Source organism: Selenomonas sp., from assembly GCF_057272215.1.
Genome location: NZ_DBHIUY010000006.1, coordinates 87805 through 102904, shown reverse-complemented (window position 1 = coordinate 102904; position 15100 = coordinate 87805). Strand labels below are relative to the sequence as shown.

The window sequence follows — 15100 nt, the reverse complement described above, 5'->3', positions numbered from 1 at the left end:
ACAGAGTTGATATAATGATAGAACAGTCGGCGGAAAGCGCACCGTCTGACAGAATTGTTGAGACATGGAATGTATCGGCGCTTCCTTAGTGAGAACAAGAGAGGAATGAGCATCATAGATTTTCGAGGACTGCAAAAAGAGGATAAGCCGCTGCTCGACTGTTTTTTTCGGGCGCGGTATTATGAGAATTCGCATTTCAACTTTACGAACCTCTACATGTGGCATGAGCCGTATAAAATCATGTGGGCAAAGGAAGATGATGTGCTTTATATGAAAGCGGAGTGGGATGGCCGTGAGTTTGCCATGCAGCCGTTCGGACCGCAGGAGAAGATGCCGGCGGCGATTCGAGGCGTCTGCGACCACTTCAAATCGCAGGGGAAGCCGGTGCGATTTTCGGGCGTCGAGCGCTCCTTTGCCGACCTTTTGGAACGTTTGGATGGGATGGATTTCGTCGTTGAGGCCGATCGCAACAATTTTGACTATGTGTATCTTGCTGAGGATTTGATGAAACTCGCGGGGCGCAAGTTTCATTCGAAAAAGAATCATTTGAATAGTTTTCGCAAGAATTATCCCGAGGCTGAGTATCAGCCGATCACGGATGAGATTGTCACACAGTGTAAGTTGACGATCAACGGCTGGTACAAGCAGCGTGCGCATGAGATTCCCGACGATCCGTTTATCGCATTGGAGCGGCAAGCGATCATCGAGGTGTTGAATAACTTCAAGGATTTTCGCCTCAAGGGGGGCGCGATTCTCATCGGGCAGCGCGTCGTCGCTTTTACTTTCGGAGAGCAGCTCAACGACGATACGGCGGTCATCCATGTGGAGAAGGCCGACCCTGAGGTGCGAGGGGCGTATCCTGCCATAAATCAGGCGTTCGTCGAACATGCTTGGTCCGATATGACGTACATCAATCGTGAGGAAGACATGGGCATCGAGGGGCTTAGGCAGGCGAAGGAATCGTACAAGCCGGTGAAGCTCATCGAGAAATTCAACGCTTGGCTCAAGTGAAGCGGAGGTGAAGTTCGTGCGTCTGCGCGGCAGTTTGGCGCTCTTTATCGCCGCTTTCATCTGGGGGACGACTTTTGTCGCTCAGTCTGTTGGCATGGAAAGCATTGGTCCTTTTACATACGGCGCGGCGCGCTATGTCGTTGCTGTGCCTGTCGTGCTCCTCTTGTGGCTGCTCTTTGCGCCGAAGAGACGTGCGGTGAAGGCGGCGGGTGCGTATCGTTCGGGCTTTAAGGCGGGGGCGCTCGTCGGTGTGGTTCTCTTTTTGGCGACGACCTTGCAGCAGGTGGGGATGCAGTATACGACGGTGGGAAAGACGGCGTTCATCACATGCCTTTATCTCGTGTTTGTGCCGCTCGCCGCCGTCTTTTTGGGCAGCCGCATCCGTACGCTTCATTGGTGCGGCGCGTTTTTGGCCCTTTTTGGGCTGTATTGCTTGTCGATGAAGGATGGCTTCTCTCTCTCCTACGGTGATGCGATCATGGTCGCAAGCTCTTTGCTTTGGACGCTGCACATCATCTGCGTCGGGCGTTTTGCAGCTTTTGTCGATGTTGTTGAGCTTTCCGCAGCGCAGCTTTTTGTCTGTGCCTGCGCAAGTCTCGTGCTCGCTGTTCTCTTTGAGCAGCCGACGGCGGCGGACATCGAGGCGTCGGCTGCGGCGATTCTCTATGCAGGCGTCATGAGTTCGGGCGTCGCTTTTACTTTGCAGATTGTTGGGCAGCAGTATGCCGAGCCTGCCTTGGCAGCTGTCATCATGAGTCTTGAGTCGGTGTTCGGCGCCGTTTCGGGTGCGATTTTTCTTGGCGAGTCGATGCGTGCGGCAGAGCTTTCCGGCTGTGCGTTGATGCTTGCAGGTATGCTTTTGACGCAGCTGGCGGGGGTTCGTGGGGATAAGCGTCTTTCGTGATTCTTTACGGGACCGATGAAATATTTTCCCCTTTTTTGCAGGAATGACGAAAGAAACGGCGAATAAATGCAAGTGGATAATTGGCGATAAGTGTCAACGGATGGAGCCGTAAGGCGCAGAGAGGGGGGACCGCTTCCATGATAACGGACGACACGAAGATCAAGAGAGCGGTAGTCACGATAAAGATCGTCGGTGTGGGCGGGGGCGGCAACAGTGTCCTTGAGCGCATCGCTGAAGGGAATGATCTCGATGTGGAGCTTATCGCGATCAATACGGATGTGAAGCATCTCGCCTATATGGAAGAGACGGGCGTCAAGACGCTCGCTATCGGCCGCGAGCTGACGAAGGGGCTCGGGACAGGCGGCGTGGCGGACCTCGGCGAGGCGGCGGCGAAGAGCGATGCGGAGAAGATCAAGGCGGCGATGCGGGGCGCTGACCTCGTATTCGTCACAGCGAGCATGGGCGGCGGCGCGGGCACAGGCGCGGCGCCTGTTGTCGCAAAGCTTGCGAAGGATCTGGGCATATTGACGGTCGGCGTTGTGACGGTGCCGTTTTCTTTTGAGGGTGCGCGCAAGAAACGTATCGCGAATGAGGGCATCGCGAAACTGCAAGGCAATCTCGACGCTCTGATCGGCATACAGAATGATAATCTCATGAAGCTGCCTGAGAACAAGCAGCTGTCGCTCGTTGACGCTTTCAAGGCGGCGGACGATGTCCTTAGACAGGCGATTCAGTGCATCACGGAATTGATCTTGACGACGGGCGTCATCAACGTCGATTTCGCCGATGTTACGTCTATTTTCCGCCAGAGCCAGAGCGGCGACGCACTTCTTGGCATTGGCGAGAGCCAGATGAGTGCGGTCGAAGCCGTGAAGAAGGCGGTCGAGAGTCCACTCGTCGAGAAGTCTTTGAAGGGCGCGCGCGGTCTGATCCTGAACCTCAGCGGCAGTGAGGCGATGACGCTCTATGATGTCAATGCGGCGACGCAGTACATTTACGACAATACGCATCCCGATGTGAATATCATTCTTGGCACGGTCATTGATTCTGCTATGGGGCAGAAGATCCGCGCGACGATCATCGCGACGGATTTCGTCGATGGTGTCGTCATGAAAGTGCAGCGCATGGAAGCGCCCGCGAGCAAACTTAAGACGGAGAGCATTGCATCTCTTGAACCGCCGTCTTTCATGAAGCGATCGACGGAGAAGATGCCGTCCTTTGCTCCGCGCGTCGACGCTCCTCTGCCGAAGTTCGACCCGTTCCATCCGAAGAAGTGACGGACGTCTCTTTTTTCGGAGCAGGATGACGCGGGTGTTTGCTCAAAAGGGGGCGATTTTTGATGGATGAGCAGTTTTGCCGCACGGCGATGCTCATCGGTGCGGCGGGCGTCGAGCGTCTGCGGTCGGCGCGCGTCGCTGTATTCGGCGTCGGCGGCGTCGGCTCGTTTGCTGTGGAGGCGCTGGTGCGTGCGGGCGTCGGACGCATCGCGCTCATCGATCATGACACGGTCGCCGCATCGAATCTCAATCGTCAGCTGGCAGCGCTTCATAGCACGATGGGGCGCAGCAAGGCGATGGTCATGAAGGAGCGCATGGAGGACGTCAATCCATCCGTCACGATCGAGGTAATCGAGGAGTTCTTCCTGCCCGAGCGGGCAGGTCTTTTTTTTCATGGCGCTTACGACTATATCGTCGATGCCATTGACACCGTCACAGGCAAGATCGGACTCGTCTTGGAAGCGAAAAAGCGTGGCATTCCTATTGTGAGCAGCATGGGCGCCGGAAACAAGCTCGACCCGACGAAATTCGAAGTTGCCGACATCTATGATACGAGCGTCTGTCCGCTGGCGCGTGTCATGCGCCGTGAATTAAAGTCGCGCGGCGTGCTTGCCCTAACGGTCGTTTACTCCAAAGAGAAGCCGAAGAAACCGCTTTTTGCACCGATGGAAGAGAAGAAGGATGAGCGCAGCTGCATGGACAAGCAGCCGCCCGGCAGCATTTCTTTTGTGCCGTCTGCCGCAGGCTTGATTCTTGCAAGCGTCGTCGTGCGGGATCTCATTGGGGCGGATGCGGGCGCTGCTCCGTGAAACTTCCATAGAAGATTTCTTTGCATCGTTATATAAGATATGTTATAATAGCATACGTAGTATATAATAAGATTATATTTCTAGGAGGTATTGACCATGAATTTGGGCAAACTTGGGAGAATCCTTTCCGCAGCGGCGCTTTTGATTTTCTCCACGGTTCTGCTTGTCGGCTGCGGTGCATCGAGCGGCAACAAGTTCATCAACATCGCTACGGGCGGCACGGCAGGCACCTACTACCCGATCGGCGGCGCTATGGCGGAGATCTTGAACAAGGCGCTTCCGGGCATGAATGCCAGTGCGCAGTCCACGGGTGCGACGGTTGCAAATATCAATATGCTGAAGGAAGGCTCGGTCGATCTCGCCATCGTGCAGAACGACATCACATATTATGCAGTGAACGGCACGGAGATGTTCAAGGATAAGAAGGTCGAAAATCTGCGCGGCATCGCGGCGCTCTATCCCGAGACGTGTCAGATCGTCACGCTTGATTCGAGTGGCATCAAGAGCGTCGCTGACCTCAAGGGCAAGCGCGTCGCCGTCGGCGCGGCGGGCAGCGGTGCGGAGGCAAACGCGCGCCAGATCCTTGAAGCGTACGGCATCACATACGACGATATTGACGAGCAGTACCTGTCCTTCGGCGAGGCGGCGAGCGCCTTAAAGGACGGCAATGTTGACGCGGCTTTCGTCACGGCGGGCTTCCCGACGGCGGCGGTGCAGGACATCACTTCGCAAAACAAGGTGCGCCTCTTGCCGATCGAGGCGGACAAGGCGGACGCTCTGATCGCAAAGTATCCGTTCTACACAAAGACGACGATTCCGGCGGGCACCTATGCGGGCTTCGATGAAGAGGTGCCGGGCATATCTGTCATGGCGATGCTCGTCGCGACGGACAAGGTGGACGATAAACTCGGCTACGATATCACGAAGGCGCTCTTCGACAACCTTGAAAAGCTGCAGGCGGCACATTCGGCAGCGAAGCAGATCACGAAGGAAAGCGCGAAGAACGGCATGTCCATCGAACTCAATGCCGGTGCAGAGCGCTACTTCAAGGAATAAATGAAGAAGCAGCTGGGGGTGAGGCTCTTCCTCGCCGCCCTCGTGCTTGCGGCGCTTGCAGATTTTCTGATACGCCCCTTGCTCGTCGTAGAAAGCGAGCAGGGGGCTATCCTTTATTTCGAAAGGGCGTATGCAGGGATGCCTGTGGAGATTCACTTCATCCACTCGGTGCAGAAGACGCCCGTCGAAGAAAATCTTCATGTAGACGACGAGCTTGCGGGCTTTGTGCTCGATTCGACGCGGTACCAATCCTTCGGCGTGGGGCTGCCGTTCCTCGCGAGCGAGGGACAGTTTCGCGCAGAGGGCGATCATTTCGTCATGGACGGTATGGAGAGGCGCTTTCCTCGTTTGTCTTTGCGAACAGGCGTCGGCACGGAACTGACGCTTGTGCTTGACGGTACGGAGGAACGGTTGTTTGAGAAGTTGGAGCCGGGCAGCCGCATCGACCTCGCAGTCATGCCTCCTTGGCAATGGGGCATGGAAAAGCTTTTTGGCAAAGCGCATGGAGCCGCAAATGCGGCAAGAAAGGAATGATGTTCAGCTATGCCGGATAAGAAGCATACAGAGCTTGCGAAGGAAGCTCTGAAAAAATACGATAAAGAGGCCAATGCCATTGAGCACAAGGGCTTTATGGCGAAGGTCGTTGCGGTGATCGCTATCGCGTTTTCGCTCTTTCAAATTTATACGGCGCTTTTCGGTGTGCTTGATGCACAGCTGCAGCGTGCGGTTCATCTGGGGTTCGGTCTGACGCTCGTCTATCTGCTCTTCCCGATGCGGCAGGTTTGGTCAAAGAATAAGCTGCATGTCGTTGATGTCATTCTCGCCGTCTTGGGCGCCGGCGCTCCCGCTTACATCATCTTCGCCTATCGCAGTCTCGTGACGCGTGCGGGCACGGTCAATTCGCTCGATCTTGTCGTCGGACTTATCGGCATCTTGCTCGTCATAGAAGCGACGCGCCGCGTCGTTGGTATGCCGATGGTCTGCGTCGTCCTCTTTTTTCTCGCGTATGCATTCGCAGGTCCTTATTTGCCCGGCGTGCTTGCGCATCGCGGGTTGAATCTCGATCAGCTCGTCGCGCATCTGTTCTTTACGACGGAGGGCGTGTTCGGCATACCGCTCGGTGTGTCCTCGACGTTTATCTTCCTTTTCATTCTCTTCGGTGCGTACCTTGAGTCGACGGGGTTGGGCAGATTTTTCATCGACCTTGCAAATGCTGTGGCGGGCTGGGCGCGCGGCGGTCCCGCGAAGGTCGCCGTGCTTTCGAGCGGACTCATGGGAACGGTCTCGGGAAGCTCGGTCGCCAACGTCGCGGGTACGGGAGCCTTTACGATCCCGATGATGAAAAAGCTTGGCTATGAGCGCAATTTCGCGGGCGCTGTCGAAGCGGCGGCGTCGACGGGCGGTCAGCTCATGCCGCCCGTCATGGGAGCGGCAGCGTTCCTCATGGCGGAGTTTGTCGGCGTGCCGTATTTTGACGTCGTCAAGGCGGCGACGATACCGGCGCTCCTTTACTTCCTCGGTATATGGCTCGGCGTTCACTTCGAGGCGCGCCGCAGCAATCTCCAGGGCGTGCCTAGAAGCGAGCTGCCGAAGGCATGGGCGATCCTTAAAGAGCGCGGACACCTCGCGATTCCGCTCGTCGTCATCATTTATCTTCTCGTATCAGGCTTCACGCCGATGCGTGCGGCGCTTTGGGCGATCGTGCTTTCGATCGTCGCATCGTCTCTTCGTAAATCGACGCGCATGAAGCCGATCGAGATTGTGCGCGGGCTGGAAAACGGTGCGCGAAATGTCCTTGGCGTTCTCGTCGCCTGCGCTTCGGCGGGCATCATCATCGGCGTTGTGACAAAGACGGGCGTAGGATTGAAGCTCGCTTCGGCGCTCTTGGATCTCTCGGGCGGTATGCTGCTGCCGACGATGTTCTTCACGATGATCACATCGATCATTCTCGGCATGGGCGTGCCGACGACGGCGAACTATGTTATCACCTCGACGATCGCCGCGCCCGCACTCGTGCAGATGGGGGTTCCCGTGCTCGCGGCGCACATGTTCGTATTCTACTTCGGCATCATTGCCGACGTGACGCCGCCCGTTGCGCTCGCCGCTTTCGCCGGCTCCGCCATCAGCGGCGGCAAGCCGTTAAAGACGGGTATCAACGCATCGAAACTGGCAATCGCCGCTTTCATCATCCCGTACATCTTCGTACTCTCTCCCGTCGTTTTGATGATCGACGCGACCCCCGTAGGTCTTATCACGGTGCTCTTGACTTCGATCATTGGCATGGTCGGTTTGAGTGCGGCGATGATCGGCTGCCTTGTGAAGCCGATGCATTGGCTTGAGCGCCTTTTGATGTTTGTCGGCGGACTCTTGATGATTCAGCCGGGGCTTGTGACGGATATGGTGGGGTTCCTTTTGCTCGCTGCTGTATTTTTTGTCCAGCAAAGACGCAGCAAGGCGGAAGCCTGCAGTCTTTGACGGGAATTTTTCAGGACGCATATTCCGCCGTCCTAAGATTCGGCAGGAGACGCTTTTTCACCCGTTTCCCTTGGCAGCATCATCAAAGATGCACGCTGTACATACGTCCTCACGCCATATAGAAGCTCAGCCAATCGGGCTGCGCCCATTGGGTTTGACTTAAAACGCCTTCGATGGTCTTTGTGCATCGGAGGCGTTTTGCTTTCTTTGGTTTTTATATCGGAAACATTTGTCAAGGCTTGCATTTAGGAAATTTGTCGTTTATCATATATTTATGAGAATATACCGTATCAGCGGAGGGGAGAGTGTCATGCGCCGAACGGTTCGAGTGACTTTGAGTCCGCTCTTGAAGCGGCTGAAACTTTATTTTGATTTGTTGAAAAGGACGACGTCCGGCTATCTTTATGTCGTGGATATGGAAAACAAGATCGCGATGGTTTCGCCGAATATCGTGCGTGACTTCGGCATACCTGCCGAAACGATGGATTTTTTGGAGTTTCGCCAAGCATGGCGCAGCATCATGCACCCGACAGAATGTGCTCGCGTCACGGGAATTTTTGACGAGGTGCTTCAAGGGCGCATGAGGGAAGGCTGTATCGAGTTCCGCGCCAAGACGCGTAAGGGCAGCTACGAATGGGTCGAGTGCCGCTGCGCGGCGTCCTTTGCCTATGAGGGGAAGGGACTGCTCTATGCAGGCATCTTCCAGCTCATGGGGCAGCGCACTCATGCGGACGCCGTCACAGGACTCTTGAGCAAATACCAGCTTGAACAGAGGATGAAAGAGGCGCTTGATGAGGCGCGCGAGACGGGCAGGGGCGGCGCTCTGATGATCATTGGCATAGATAACTTCAAGATCATCAACGAGGTATACAACCGTTCCTTTGGCGATCAGGTTCTGCGCGAGGTCGCACATCGCATCCGCCGGATTCTTGCGACGGATTTTCGACTCTATAAACTCGACGGCGATGAGTTCGGCATTGTCTATCCGGGCGCTCGGAAAGCGGACGTTGAGGCTCTTTATAAGAGCATACAGACGGCGCTTTCAGAACCGCAGAAAATCAATGATCGCAAGTATTTCTGTACGGTGTCGGGCGGCGCCGTATTTTTCCCGCAGTTCGGCAAGGACTATCTCGTATTGCACAAGTATGCGGAAGCGGCGCTGTCCTTTGCCAAGCAGAGCGGCAAGAATAAGAACGTCTTGTTTTCCAAGGAGCTTTACAATCGGTGGCTGCGTTCACTGACGGCGCACGAGGACATAAGAAGGAGCGTGGAAGACGACTGTCGGGGCTTCAGTCTTTGTTTTCAGCCGCAGGTCCATGCGGTGGATCAGCGTATCATCGGCGCGGAGGCGCTCCTTCGCTGGCAGAACTCCAAGGGGCGTATGGTCGCACCGATGGAGTTCATCCCGCTTTTGGAGGAATCGCAGCTGATGATTCCCGTCGGCAAGTGGATCGCCGATACGGCGGTGCGTATATGCCGCGATTGGCAAAGGCGTGTTCCCGACTTTCGCATGAGCATAAACTTGTCGTATGTGCAGCTGCGCGACCCGTCCTTCAAGGATGCTGTCAAATCATGCGTCGAGCGCTATGGCGTCGCTCCTGAAAGCATCGTGCTTGAGCTTACGGAGCGGACGGTCATTGCAGATTGGAACTTCATCAATCGAGAGTTTTCTTCTCTGCGCGAATACGGGCTGAAAATCGCTATGGACGATTTTGGCACGGGCTGTTCGTCTTTGGAGATGTTTAAGAATCTTGCCTGTGATATCGTGAAAATCGACCGTGCTTTCGTCAAGGAGATTTTGTCGTCGGACTTTGACCGCCGCATCGTGGAGTATACGGTGGCGCTCTGTCACAGCGTGGGCATGAGCGTCTGCATCGAGGGCGTCGAAACATGGGATGAGTATGAACTTCTGTCGAAGAGCTGCAAGGTCGATTCCATTCAGGGATATCTCTTCGGCAGACCGGAGACGCAGGAAGGATTTGAAGAAAAGTTTCTGCGCGGAAAGGAGCCGTCATGACACGCACGAGCGATGAGATGAAGGGCGTTACGCATCTCGGCGGAACGAATACGCCGTATGCGGCGGATTATGCGCCGCATCTTCTGGAAACTTTCGAAAACAAGCATCCTGACAAGGATTATTGGGTCAAGTTCAACTGTCCGGAGTTCACGAGTCTCTGTCCGATCACGGGGCAGCCCGATTTTGCGACGATTACGATCTCTTATGTGCCTGAGCGGCGTATGGTCGAGAGCAAATCCTTGAAGCTCTATCTCTTCAGCTTCCGCAATCACGGTGACTTTCATGAGGACGTCGTCAACATCATATTGAAAGACCTTGTGCGCCTCATGGAGCCGCGCTACATCGAGGTCTGGGGCAAGTTTCTGCCGCGCGGCGGCATCTCGATTGATCCGTATACGAATTACGGCAAACCGGGCACGAAGTATGAGAAGCTGGCTGAAAAGCGATTCGCTGAGCACGACTTATACGCCTTGGAGAAGGTGGACAACCGATGATTGAGGTCTATACGGGCGCGGGCAAGGGCAAGACGACGGCGGCGATTGGACTTGCCGTGCGCGCTCTGGGAGCGGGGCTTCGCGTCTACATCATGCAGTTTATGAAGAGCCTTGCCTACAGCGAGCAGAAGATTCTGCAGGGGTTTTCGCCGCAGCTGGCGCTTCATACGACGGGAAAACCGTTCTTTATCGCGAAGGAGGGTATGCTGCCGGACGAAGAGCGTGCGGCGTGGGGGGACGACGTCGTCGTGTTTCCTGCGGGAGAGCCGCCCGCCGACTATCTGCGGCTTATGCGCGAGGGATTTTCCAAGGCGGCGGAAGCTGTGCGCTCGGGTGATTGGGATGTCGTTATCCTCGATGAGATCAACGTCGCGTTGTTTTTCGGTCTCGTTTCGCGCGGGGAAGTTGAGGCTTTGCTCGATGCTTTGCCGAGCGGATGCGAGATCGTCCTCACCGGCAGGAATGCACCCGATTGGCTTCTTTCTCGCGCCGATCTCATCACGGAGATGAAAGAGGTGCGTCATTATTACGCAAAGGGTGTGGCGGCGCGTCGGGGCATAGAAAATTGACCGCTGGGCAAGGGCTGGAAAAGGGTGGTGAGAACCGCCCTCTTTTTTTGGACTTTCCTTGAAAAAACTGTTATACTGTAGAAAATGGATAGCAGAGAGGTGCTGAATGTGCAGGAAGAAATGATGGGAGCTCGCGGCGATTTCGTGGAGCAGATCGTGGCGGAGAGTGGATCTTTTTTACATACTGCCGTAGCTTTTGCAAACGGGCGGGGCGGGCGCATCATTTTTTATGGTGAAAGCGGCAGGGGATTTTCCGCAGATGCGGAGATCATCCCCTATATTGACGAGATCACGCGGCAGATTTTCGACAGCTGTGAGCCGCGCATTTTCCCTCGCGTCGGCGTAGAGCTGCAGGATGGGCGTCAGGTCGTTGTCGTCGAGATTTTTCCCGGCATGGAAAAGCCGTATTTCATCCAGGAAGCGGGCATGATGGACGGCGCTTATGTGCGCGTGGGCGGTGCGACACGGCTTGCCGAGCCGTATCAGGTGCAGGAACTTCTGCTTTCAGGCACGAACAGCAGCGCCGATCAGTTGGCGGCGGAGAATGCTGTCGATGATGTAGAGATCGAAGAGTTTTGCCGCATGATGTACCGCGAGGCAGAAAAGCGGCGTGCCGACGCCGATGACGTCGCGCGTTTGCAGAAGGAAGATCTTTTGGCGTGGAAGCTTCTGCGCGAAGAGGACGGCGTTTATCGGGCGACGAACGGCTGGCATTTACTCATGGGAACGGCGGAAGAACTTTTCCCTGAGGGATTCATCCAGTGCGCGGAGTATCTTGGCACGACGCGCCTTGATTTCGTCGGCGGTGAGGAGTTCGCCGGTTCTTTGACGGAGCAGGTGGACGGCGCGGCGGCTTATATGTATGGGAGACTTGCGGCGCGCGGCGCTGGAGCGCACGGTTTGGCGGAGCTTTCGGAGGAACTTTTGCGCCGTTTGATTGCGCGTGCTGCCTGCCAGCGAAACTATGCAGCGCCGGGCCGCATCTCCCTCGTACTTTATGAAGATCGGCTCGAGATCACGACGCCCGGATTGTTGGAAGAGGATATGACGATCTGGAAACTCAAGACGGGGTTTTCGAAGATACGCAACCGCGCCATTGCGGCGGCATTCCTCTATATGGGAATGATGACAGGGTTCCAGAGCATCTTGCCCGAGCTTTACCGCGCGGCGAAAGATGCGCGTCTGCCGGAGCCTGCCGTCGTCACGCTCGGCGATTCCGTGCGCATCAATCTCTACTGCCGTGCAGAGGAAGAAGCGGCGCCGGAAGAAAGCGCAGAAGAGATAGAGAGCGTCGAGCCTGCGCAGGAGGAATCTGCGGCGCAGGAAGAAGATCTTGTGCCGCAGCCTGTCGCCGCAGAGTGCGCGGAGCCCGTGCAGATGGATGAAGCCGCGATGCTAGGCGAAGATTCTGTGCCGGAAGCGGCGGCTGCGCCGGAAGAAGCGTCTGCTGCGGCAGCGGAAGCAGTCGAAGCTACAGAGGCGGAAGCGCCGGAAACGCCGGAAGCGCCGGACGCAGAAGATGGTGCGCCGGCGTCTGCAAGAGAAGCCGAAGAAGAGACGGAGCCGTTGCCCGAGGAAGCGCGGGAAGAAGAGCCGGAAGCGGCGGAATGGATGGACGCGGCAACGGAGTTGGATCTTGAGCCTGCACCGGAATTGAAGCTTGAGATTGCGTCGCTGGCGGATCTCAAAGCGGACGTCGCAGTCGTTGAAGAAGAGGCTGCTGAGGTGCAGGAAGAGAAGCCGAATGCAGCGCAGCAGGAACTTTCTTTCACGGCGGAGGACGTGCAGGATGATTCCTTGGATGAACGGCTGATTCAAGTGATTCGGGAAAATCCCAAGGTCACGCAGAAGGCATTGAAAGAAGCGCTCGGCATATCCATCGCTACGGTCAAGCGCATGACGACGGCTCTGCAAAAGGCCGGCGTTCTTGAGCGCACGGGAACGAACCGCAGCGGCGAGTGGCATGTTTTGAAGGATTGAATGAGATGAAAAGAGGAGAACCCACCACACCCAAGCGGGCATGGTGGGTTCTTTTGAGGAAAGCACTTTTCAGGCGAAGTACTGGAAGTAGCAGATCGCCGCGAAGAGGGCGAAGGAAACGATGATGAAGAACATGCTGGCGCGTGTCATCCAGAGCTTTTCCTTCTCGTTAAAGTTCCCTTGCTTGTAGCCGTAGATCAAGAGAAGAGAGAGGAAGAGCGTGCCGTACATCGAGCGATTCAGCCACGTCATCTCCTGCCAGCCGATGAATGCGATGAAGAGCGTGAGCGCGAGCATGATGAGGAGGAAGGTGTCCTTGCCTTTTTTTTCGGGGCGTTTTTCGGCGTCTTTGCCGACGGTCGGCGGTTTCAAGTGTTTGCGTATTTTCTTTAATTGCTTTGCCATGTCGAATCCCTGCTTTCTTTGCACAAGTTTGTCATAATATCTTTTCTATTATACTCACTCTATGAGAACTTGGCAATGTGCTTGTCGCTCTTAACATTTCGTAGTACAATGAAACGGTATAATATATAAGAGGAAGCAAATGGATTCATTCATGGAGTACATTTCGGTACGGGTGGGGGAAAGATATGATACGGGAGCAGCGGAGCAGGGAAAAGCTCAAGTCTTATTATCGAAAATTTCGGGATGAAGGAAAAATAGACGTCAATGTGCATCCTTGGGTTGCTGAAGCGTGGCGCGAGAGCGAACGGCTCGGTGTGCCGCGGGTGGGCACGGAACCGAAGCACGCGCTTTCGCCGGAAGATTTTCGTGTGCTGCAGAAAAAACATGCGCATGCCATCGACTGTCTTTCGCAGCTGACGGAAGGCGTACAGGAGTTTTTTGCACGATACGGTTTAAGCCTCTTGCTGCTCGATGCGGATGCGATCGTTTTGAAGAGTTATTCGCTGCCCTTCATGCATTTGCCTCACGGCAAGGTCGAGGGATCGCGCCTTGGCGTCGAGGAGATCGGCGCATCGAGCATCAGCATAGCGAGGGAGAAGCGCACGCCGTTTTGGGTTTTCGGACCGGAGATCTGGCGTGAGGCAAGTCACGCGGGCGACGCCTGCACGGCGCCCGTTCTCGTCGGCGAGGAGCTGCATTATCTCGTGAATATTGTCGTCAACGATCCGGCGGCTGTGCCGCAGGATGCAGTCATCGCACAGCTTTTGCTCGTCTCTCGCTCGCTTGCCGCCGCCTTGTCCCGCGATCTCAGACTGCGGGCGCAGGAAGCGATCTTGGACACTGCGCCGTTTGCCGTATATCACATACTGCCGAGCGGAGAGGTGGTCTACGCGAACCGCTTGGGGCTTGAGCGTCTCGCTCGCATCGGTGCGCGAGATAAAGAGACGAGCCGACTTTCGAATCTCAACGATATTGTCCTGAATTATCGTCACACGCCGATCTATCAAGGATTCAGCGGCACGCCGTCGTACAACAAGGAAGTCACATGGATCACGGCGGCAAAGACGTATGAGGATATCACGACGGTCGTGCCGTTGGAAAGTCCGGCGACGCATGAAGTTTTCGGCGTGGTGACCATTTCTATGCCGATCGAGGACATCCGTATGCTCGTTGCGCATACAGCCGGCTATACGGCGAAGTACAGTCTCTCGACGATGGCGGGTACGGGGCAGGCGTTTTATGCGCTGCGCGACAAGGCGCTGCGCGTGGCGCACGGCAAGCATCATGTGCTGCTGCAGGGAGAGGGCGGCACGGGCAAGCAGCGTTTGGCGCATGGCATACATCAGGCGTCGTCGCGTGCGGCGGGACCGTTGATCTCGTTTCGCTGCGGTGACGTGCAGCCGGAGCTTATCGCTGAGGAACTTTTCGGCGTCGCCGTCTCGCCCGCTGTCAGTCGTCCCGGCAAGCTCGAACTCGCTTCGGGCGGCACGCTCTTTCTCGATGAAATCGAGAAGCTGCCGAAAAAAACGGCTGCGGCGCTGGCAGCAGCCCTGCGTGAGGGCAAGGCGCATCGTCTCGACGAGACGGTGGTGCGTCCGATTGACGTGCGCGTCATTGCCGACTGCGACAGCGATCTCAAGCGTTTGACGGAGCGCGGACTTTTTGATCGCGGTCTTTATGATCTCGTTTCACGCAGCGTCATCCGAATGCCGGCGCTGCGCAATCGGCGCGAGGACATACCTCTGCTTGCCGAGCAGATCATTCGCGAGATCGCCGAGCAGCACCGCATGGAGCCGAAGCAGCTTCTGCCCGAGACGCTGACGCTTTTGGAGCAATACGATTGGCCCGACAATATCAAGCAGCTGCAGAGCGTTTTGGAGCAGGCGTTTTTCCATACCGCCGGCACCGTGATCGCTCCGGAGAACATCAATCTCATGGGCGATGTGAAGCCGGATGACAACTGGAAGAGTGATCGCGAGATATTCCTGCGTGCATGGAAGTCCGCCGGCGGCAACGTCAGTCGGCTTGCGAATCTCCTCGATGTCAGCCGCGTGACGCTCTATCGCTATTTGAAGAAGTTTCAGCTGGAAAAAACGTGAGGAG

13 protein-coding genes are annotated in these 15100 nt (G+C 56.0%); 12 read left to right on the top strand and 1 reads right to left on the bottom strand.

Going from position 1 to position 15100, the window contains the following annotated elements; all coding sequences use genetic code 11:
* Positions 1–105 precede the first annotated feature (105 nt).
* The 11 genes from ACO5Z0_RS06940 (at position 106) to ACO5Z0_RS06890 (ending at position 12592) form a co-directional block, all read left to right on the top strand.
* The gene (locus ACO5Z0_RS06940) at positions 106–1011 is read left to right on the top strand and encodes a DUF2156 domain-containing protein (protein WP_442673109.1); all 906 of its coding nucleotides are present in this window, start codon (positions 106–108) and stop codon (positions 1009–1011) included.
* Positions 1012–1018: 7 nt separating this feature from the next.
* Positions 1019–1915 (top strand): DMT family transporter, encoded by an 897-nt coding sequence (locus ACO5Z0_RS06935; protein WP_485649696.1) that lies wholly within the window; start codon positions 1019–1021, stop codon positions 1913–1915.
* Positions 1916–2052: 137 nt separating this feature from the next.
* Positions 2053–3192 (top strand): cell division protein FtsZ, encoded by a 1140-nt coding sequence (gene ftsZ / locus ACO5Z0_RS06930; RefSeq protein WP_442676049.1) that lies wholly within the window; start codon positions 2053–2055, stop codon positions 3190–3192.
* 62 nt (positions 3193–3254) lie between these two features.
* A complete protein-coding gene (locus ACO5Z0_RS06925; RefSeq protein WP_485649695.1) occupies positions 3255–4001 on the top strand; it encodes a tRNA threonylcarbamoyladenosine dehydratase in 747 nt (248 codons plus the stop codon).
* A gap of 96 nt (positions 4002–4097) precedes the next feature.
* Positions 4098–5057, top strand: a complete 960-nt coding sequence (locus ACO5Z0_RS06920; RefSeq protein WP_485649694.1) for a TAXI family TRAP transporter solute-binding subunit — start codon at positions 4098–4100, stop codon at positions 5055–5057.
* Entirely contained in the window at positions 5058–5591 is a 534-nt protein-coding gene (locus tag ACO5Z0_RS06915; RefSeq protein ID WP_442676046.1) for a DUF1850 domain-containing protein, read from the top strand.
* A 9-nt stretch (positions 5592–5600) separates the two neighbouring features.
* A complete protein-coding gene (locus ACO5Z0_RS06910; RefSeq protein ID WP_485649693.1) occupies positions 5601–7532 on the top strand; it encodes a TRAP transporter permease in 1932 nt (643 codons plus the stop codon).
* Between the two features lie 310 nt (positions 7533–7842).
* On the top strand, positions 7843–9549 hold the full coding sequence (locus tag ACO5Z0_RS06905; protein ID WP_485649692.1) for a bifunctional diguanylate cyclase/phosphodiesterase: 1707 nt from the start codon (positions 7843–7845) through the stop codon (positions 9547–9549).
* Positions 9546–10043 (top strand): preQ(1) synthase, encoded by a 498-nt coding sequence (gene queF, locus ACO5Z0_RS06900; RefSeq protein ID WP_442673378.1) that lies wholly within the window; start codon positions 9546–9548, stop codon positions 10041–10043. Before ACO5Z0_RS06905 ends, queF begins: the two co-directional genes overlap by 4 nt.
* Positions 10040–10612 (top strand): cob(I)yrinic acid a,c-diamide adenosyltransferase, encoded by a 573-nt coding sequence (locus ACO5Z0_RS06895; protein WP_442673379.1) that lies wholly within the window; start codon positions 10040–10042, stop codon positions 10610–10612. Before queF ends, ACO5Z0_RS06895 begins: the two co-directional genes overlap by 4 nt.
* An 84-nt stretch (positions 10613–10696) precedes the next feature.
* Positions 10697–12592 carry an ATP-binding protein gene (locus tag ACO5Z0_RS06890; RefSeq protein ID WP_485649691.1) on the top strand — a complete coding sequence of 632 codons (1896 nt, stop codon included), beginning with the start codon at positions 10697–10699 and terminating at the stop codon, positions 12590–12592.
* Between the two features lie 69 nt (positions 12593–12661).
* Here ACO5Z0_RS06890 and ACO5Z0_RS06885 read toward each other — a convergent pair whose 3' ends face one another.
* Positions 12662–12997, bottom strand: a complete 336-nt coding sequence (locus tag ACO5Z0_RS06885) for a hypothetical protein (RefSeq protein ID WP_442673380.1) — start codon at positions 12995–12997, stop codon at positions 12662–12664.
* 185 nt (positions 12998–13182) lie between these two features.
* On the opposite strand from ACO5Z0_RS06885, the gene ACO5Z0_RS06880 reads away from it, so the two are divergent.
* Positions 13183–15096 (top strand): sigma-54-dependent Fis family transcriptional regulator, encoded by a 1914-nt coding sequence (locus tag ACO5Z0_RS06880; protein WP_485649690.1) that lies wholly within the window; start codon positions 13183–13185, stop codon positions 15094–15096.
* Positions 15097–15100 lie beyond the last annotated feature (4 nt).

Coding starts and splice junctions, on each gene's coding strand:
- ACO5Z0_RS06890 (WP_485649691.1), top strand. CDS start 10,697: ATGGATAGCAGAGAGGTGCTGAATGTGCAGGAAGAAATGATGGGAGCT.
- ACO5Z0_RS06880 (WP_485649690.1), top strand. CDS start 13,183: ATGATACGGGAGCAGCGGAGCAGGGAAAAGCTCAAGTCTTATTATCGA.
- ACO5Z0_RS06940 (WP_442673109.1), top strand. CDS start 106: ATGAGCATCATAGATTTTCGAGGACTGCAAAAAGAGGATAAGCCGCTG.
- ftsZ (WP_442676049.1), top strand. CDS start 2,053: ATGATAACGGACGACACGAAGATCAAGAGAGCGGTAGTCACGATAAAG.
- ACO5Z0_RS06885 (WP_442673380.1), bottom strand. CDS start 12,997: ATGGCAAAGCAATTAAAGAAAATACGCAAACACTTGAAACCGCCGACC.
- ACO5Z0_RS06895 (WP_442673379.1), top strand. CDS start 10,040: ATGATTGAGGTCTATACGGGCGCGGGCAAGGGCAAGACGACGGCGGCG.
- ACO5Z0_RS06920 (WP_485649694.1), top strand. CDS start 4,098: ATGAATTTGGGCAAACTTGGGAGAATCCTTTCCGCAGCGGCGCTTTTG.
- ACO5Z0_RS06915 (WP_442676046.1), top strand. CDS start 5,058: ATGAAGAAGCAGCTGGGGGTGAGGCTCTTCCTCGCCGCCCTCGTGCTT.
- ACO5Z0_RS06925 (WP_485649695.1), top strand. CDS start 3,255: ATGGATGAGCAGTTTTGCCGCACGGCGATGCTCATCGGTGCGGCGGGC.
- ACO5Z0_RS06905 (WP_485649692.1), top strand. CDS start 7,843: ATGCGCCGAACGGTTCGAGTGACTTTGAGTCCGCTCTTGAAGCGGCTG.
- queF (WP_442673378.1), top strand. CDS start 9,546: ATGACACGCACGAGCGATGAGATGAAGGGCGTTACGCATCTCGGCGGA.
- ACO5Z0_RS06910 (WP_485649693.1), top strand. CDS start 5,601: ATGCCGGATAAGAAGCATACAGAGCTTGCGAAGGAAGCTCTGAAAAAA.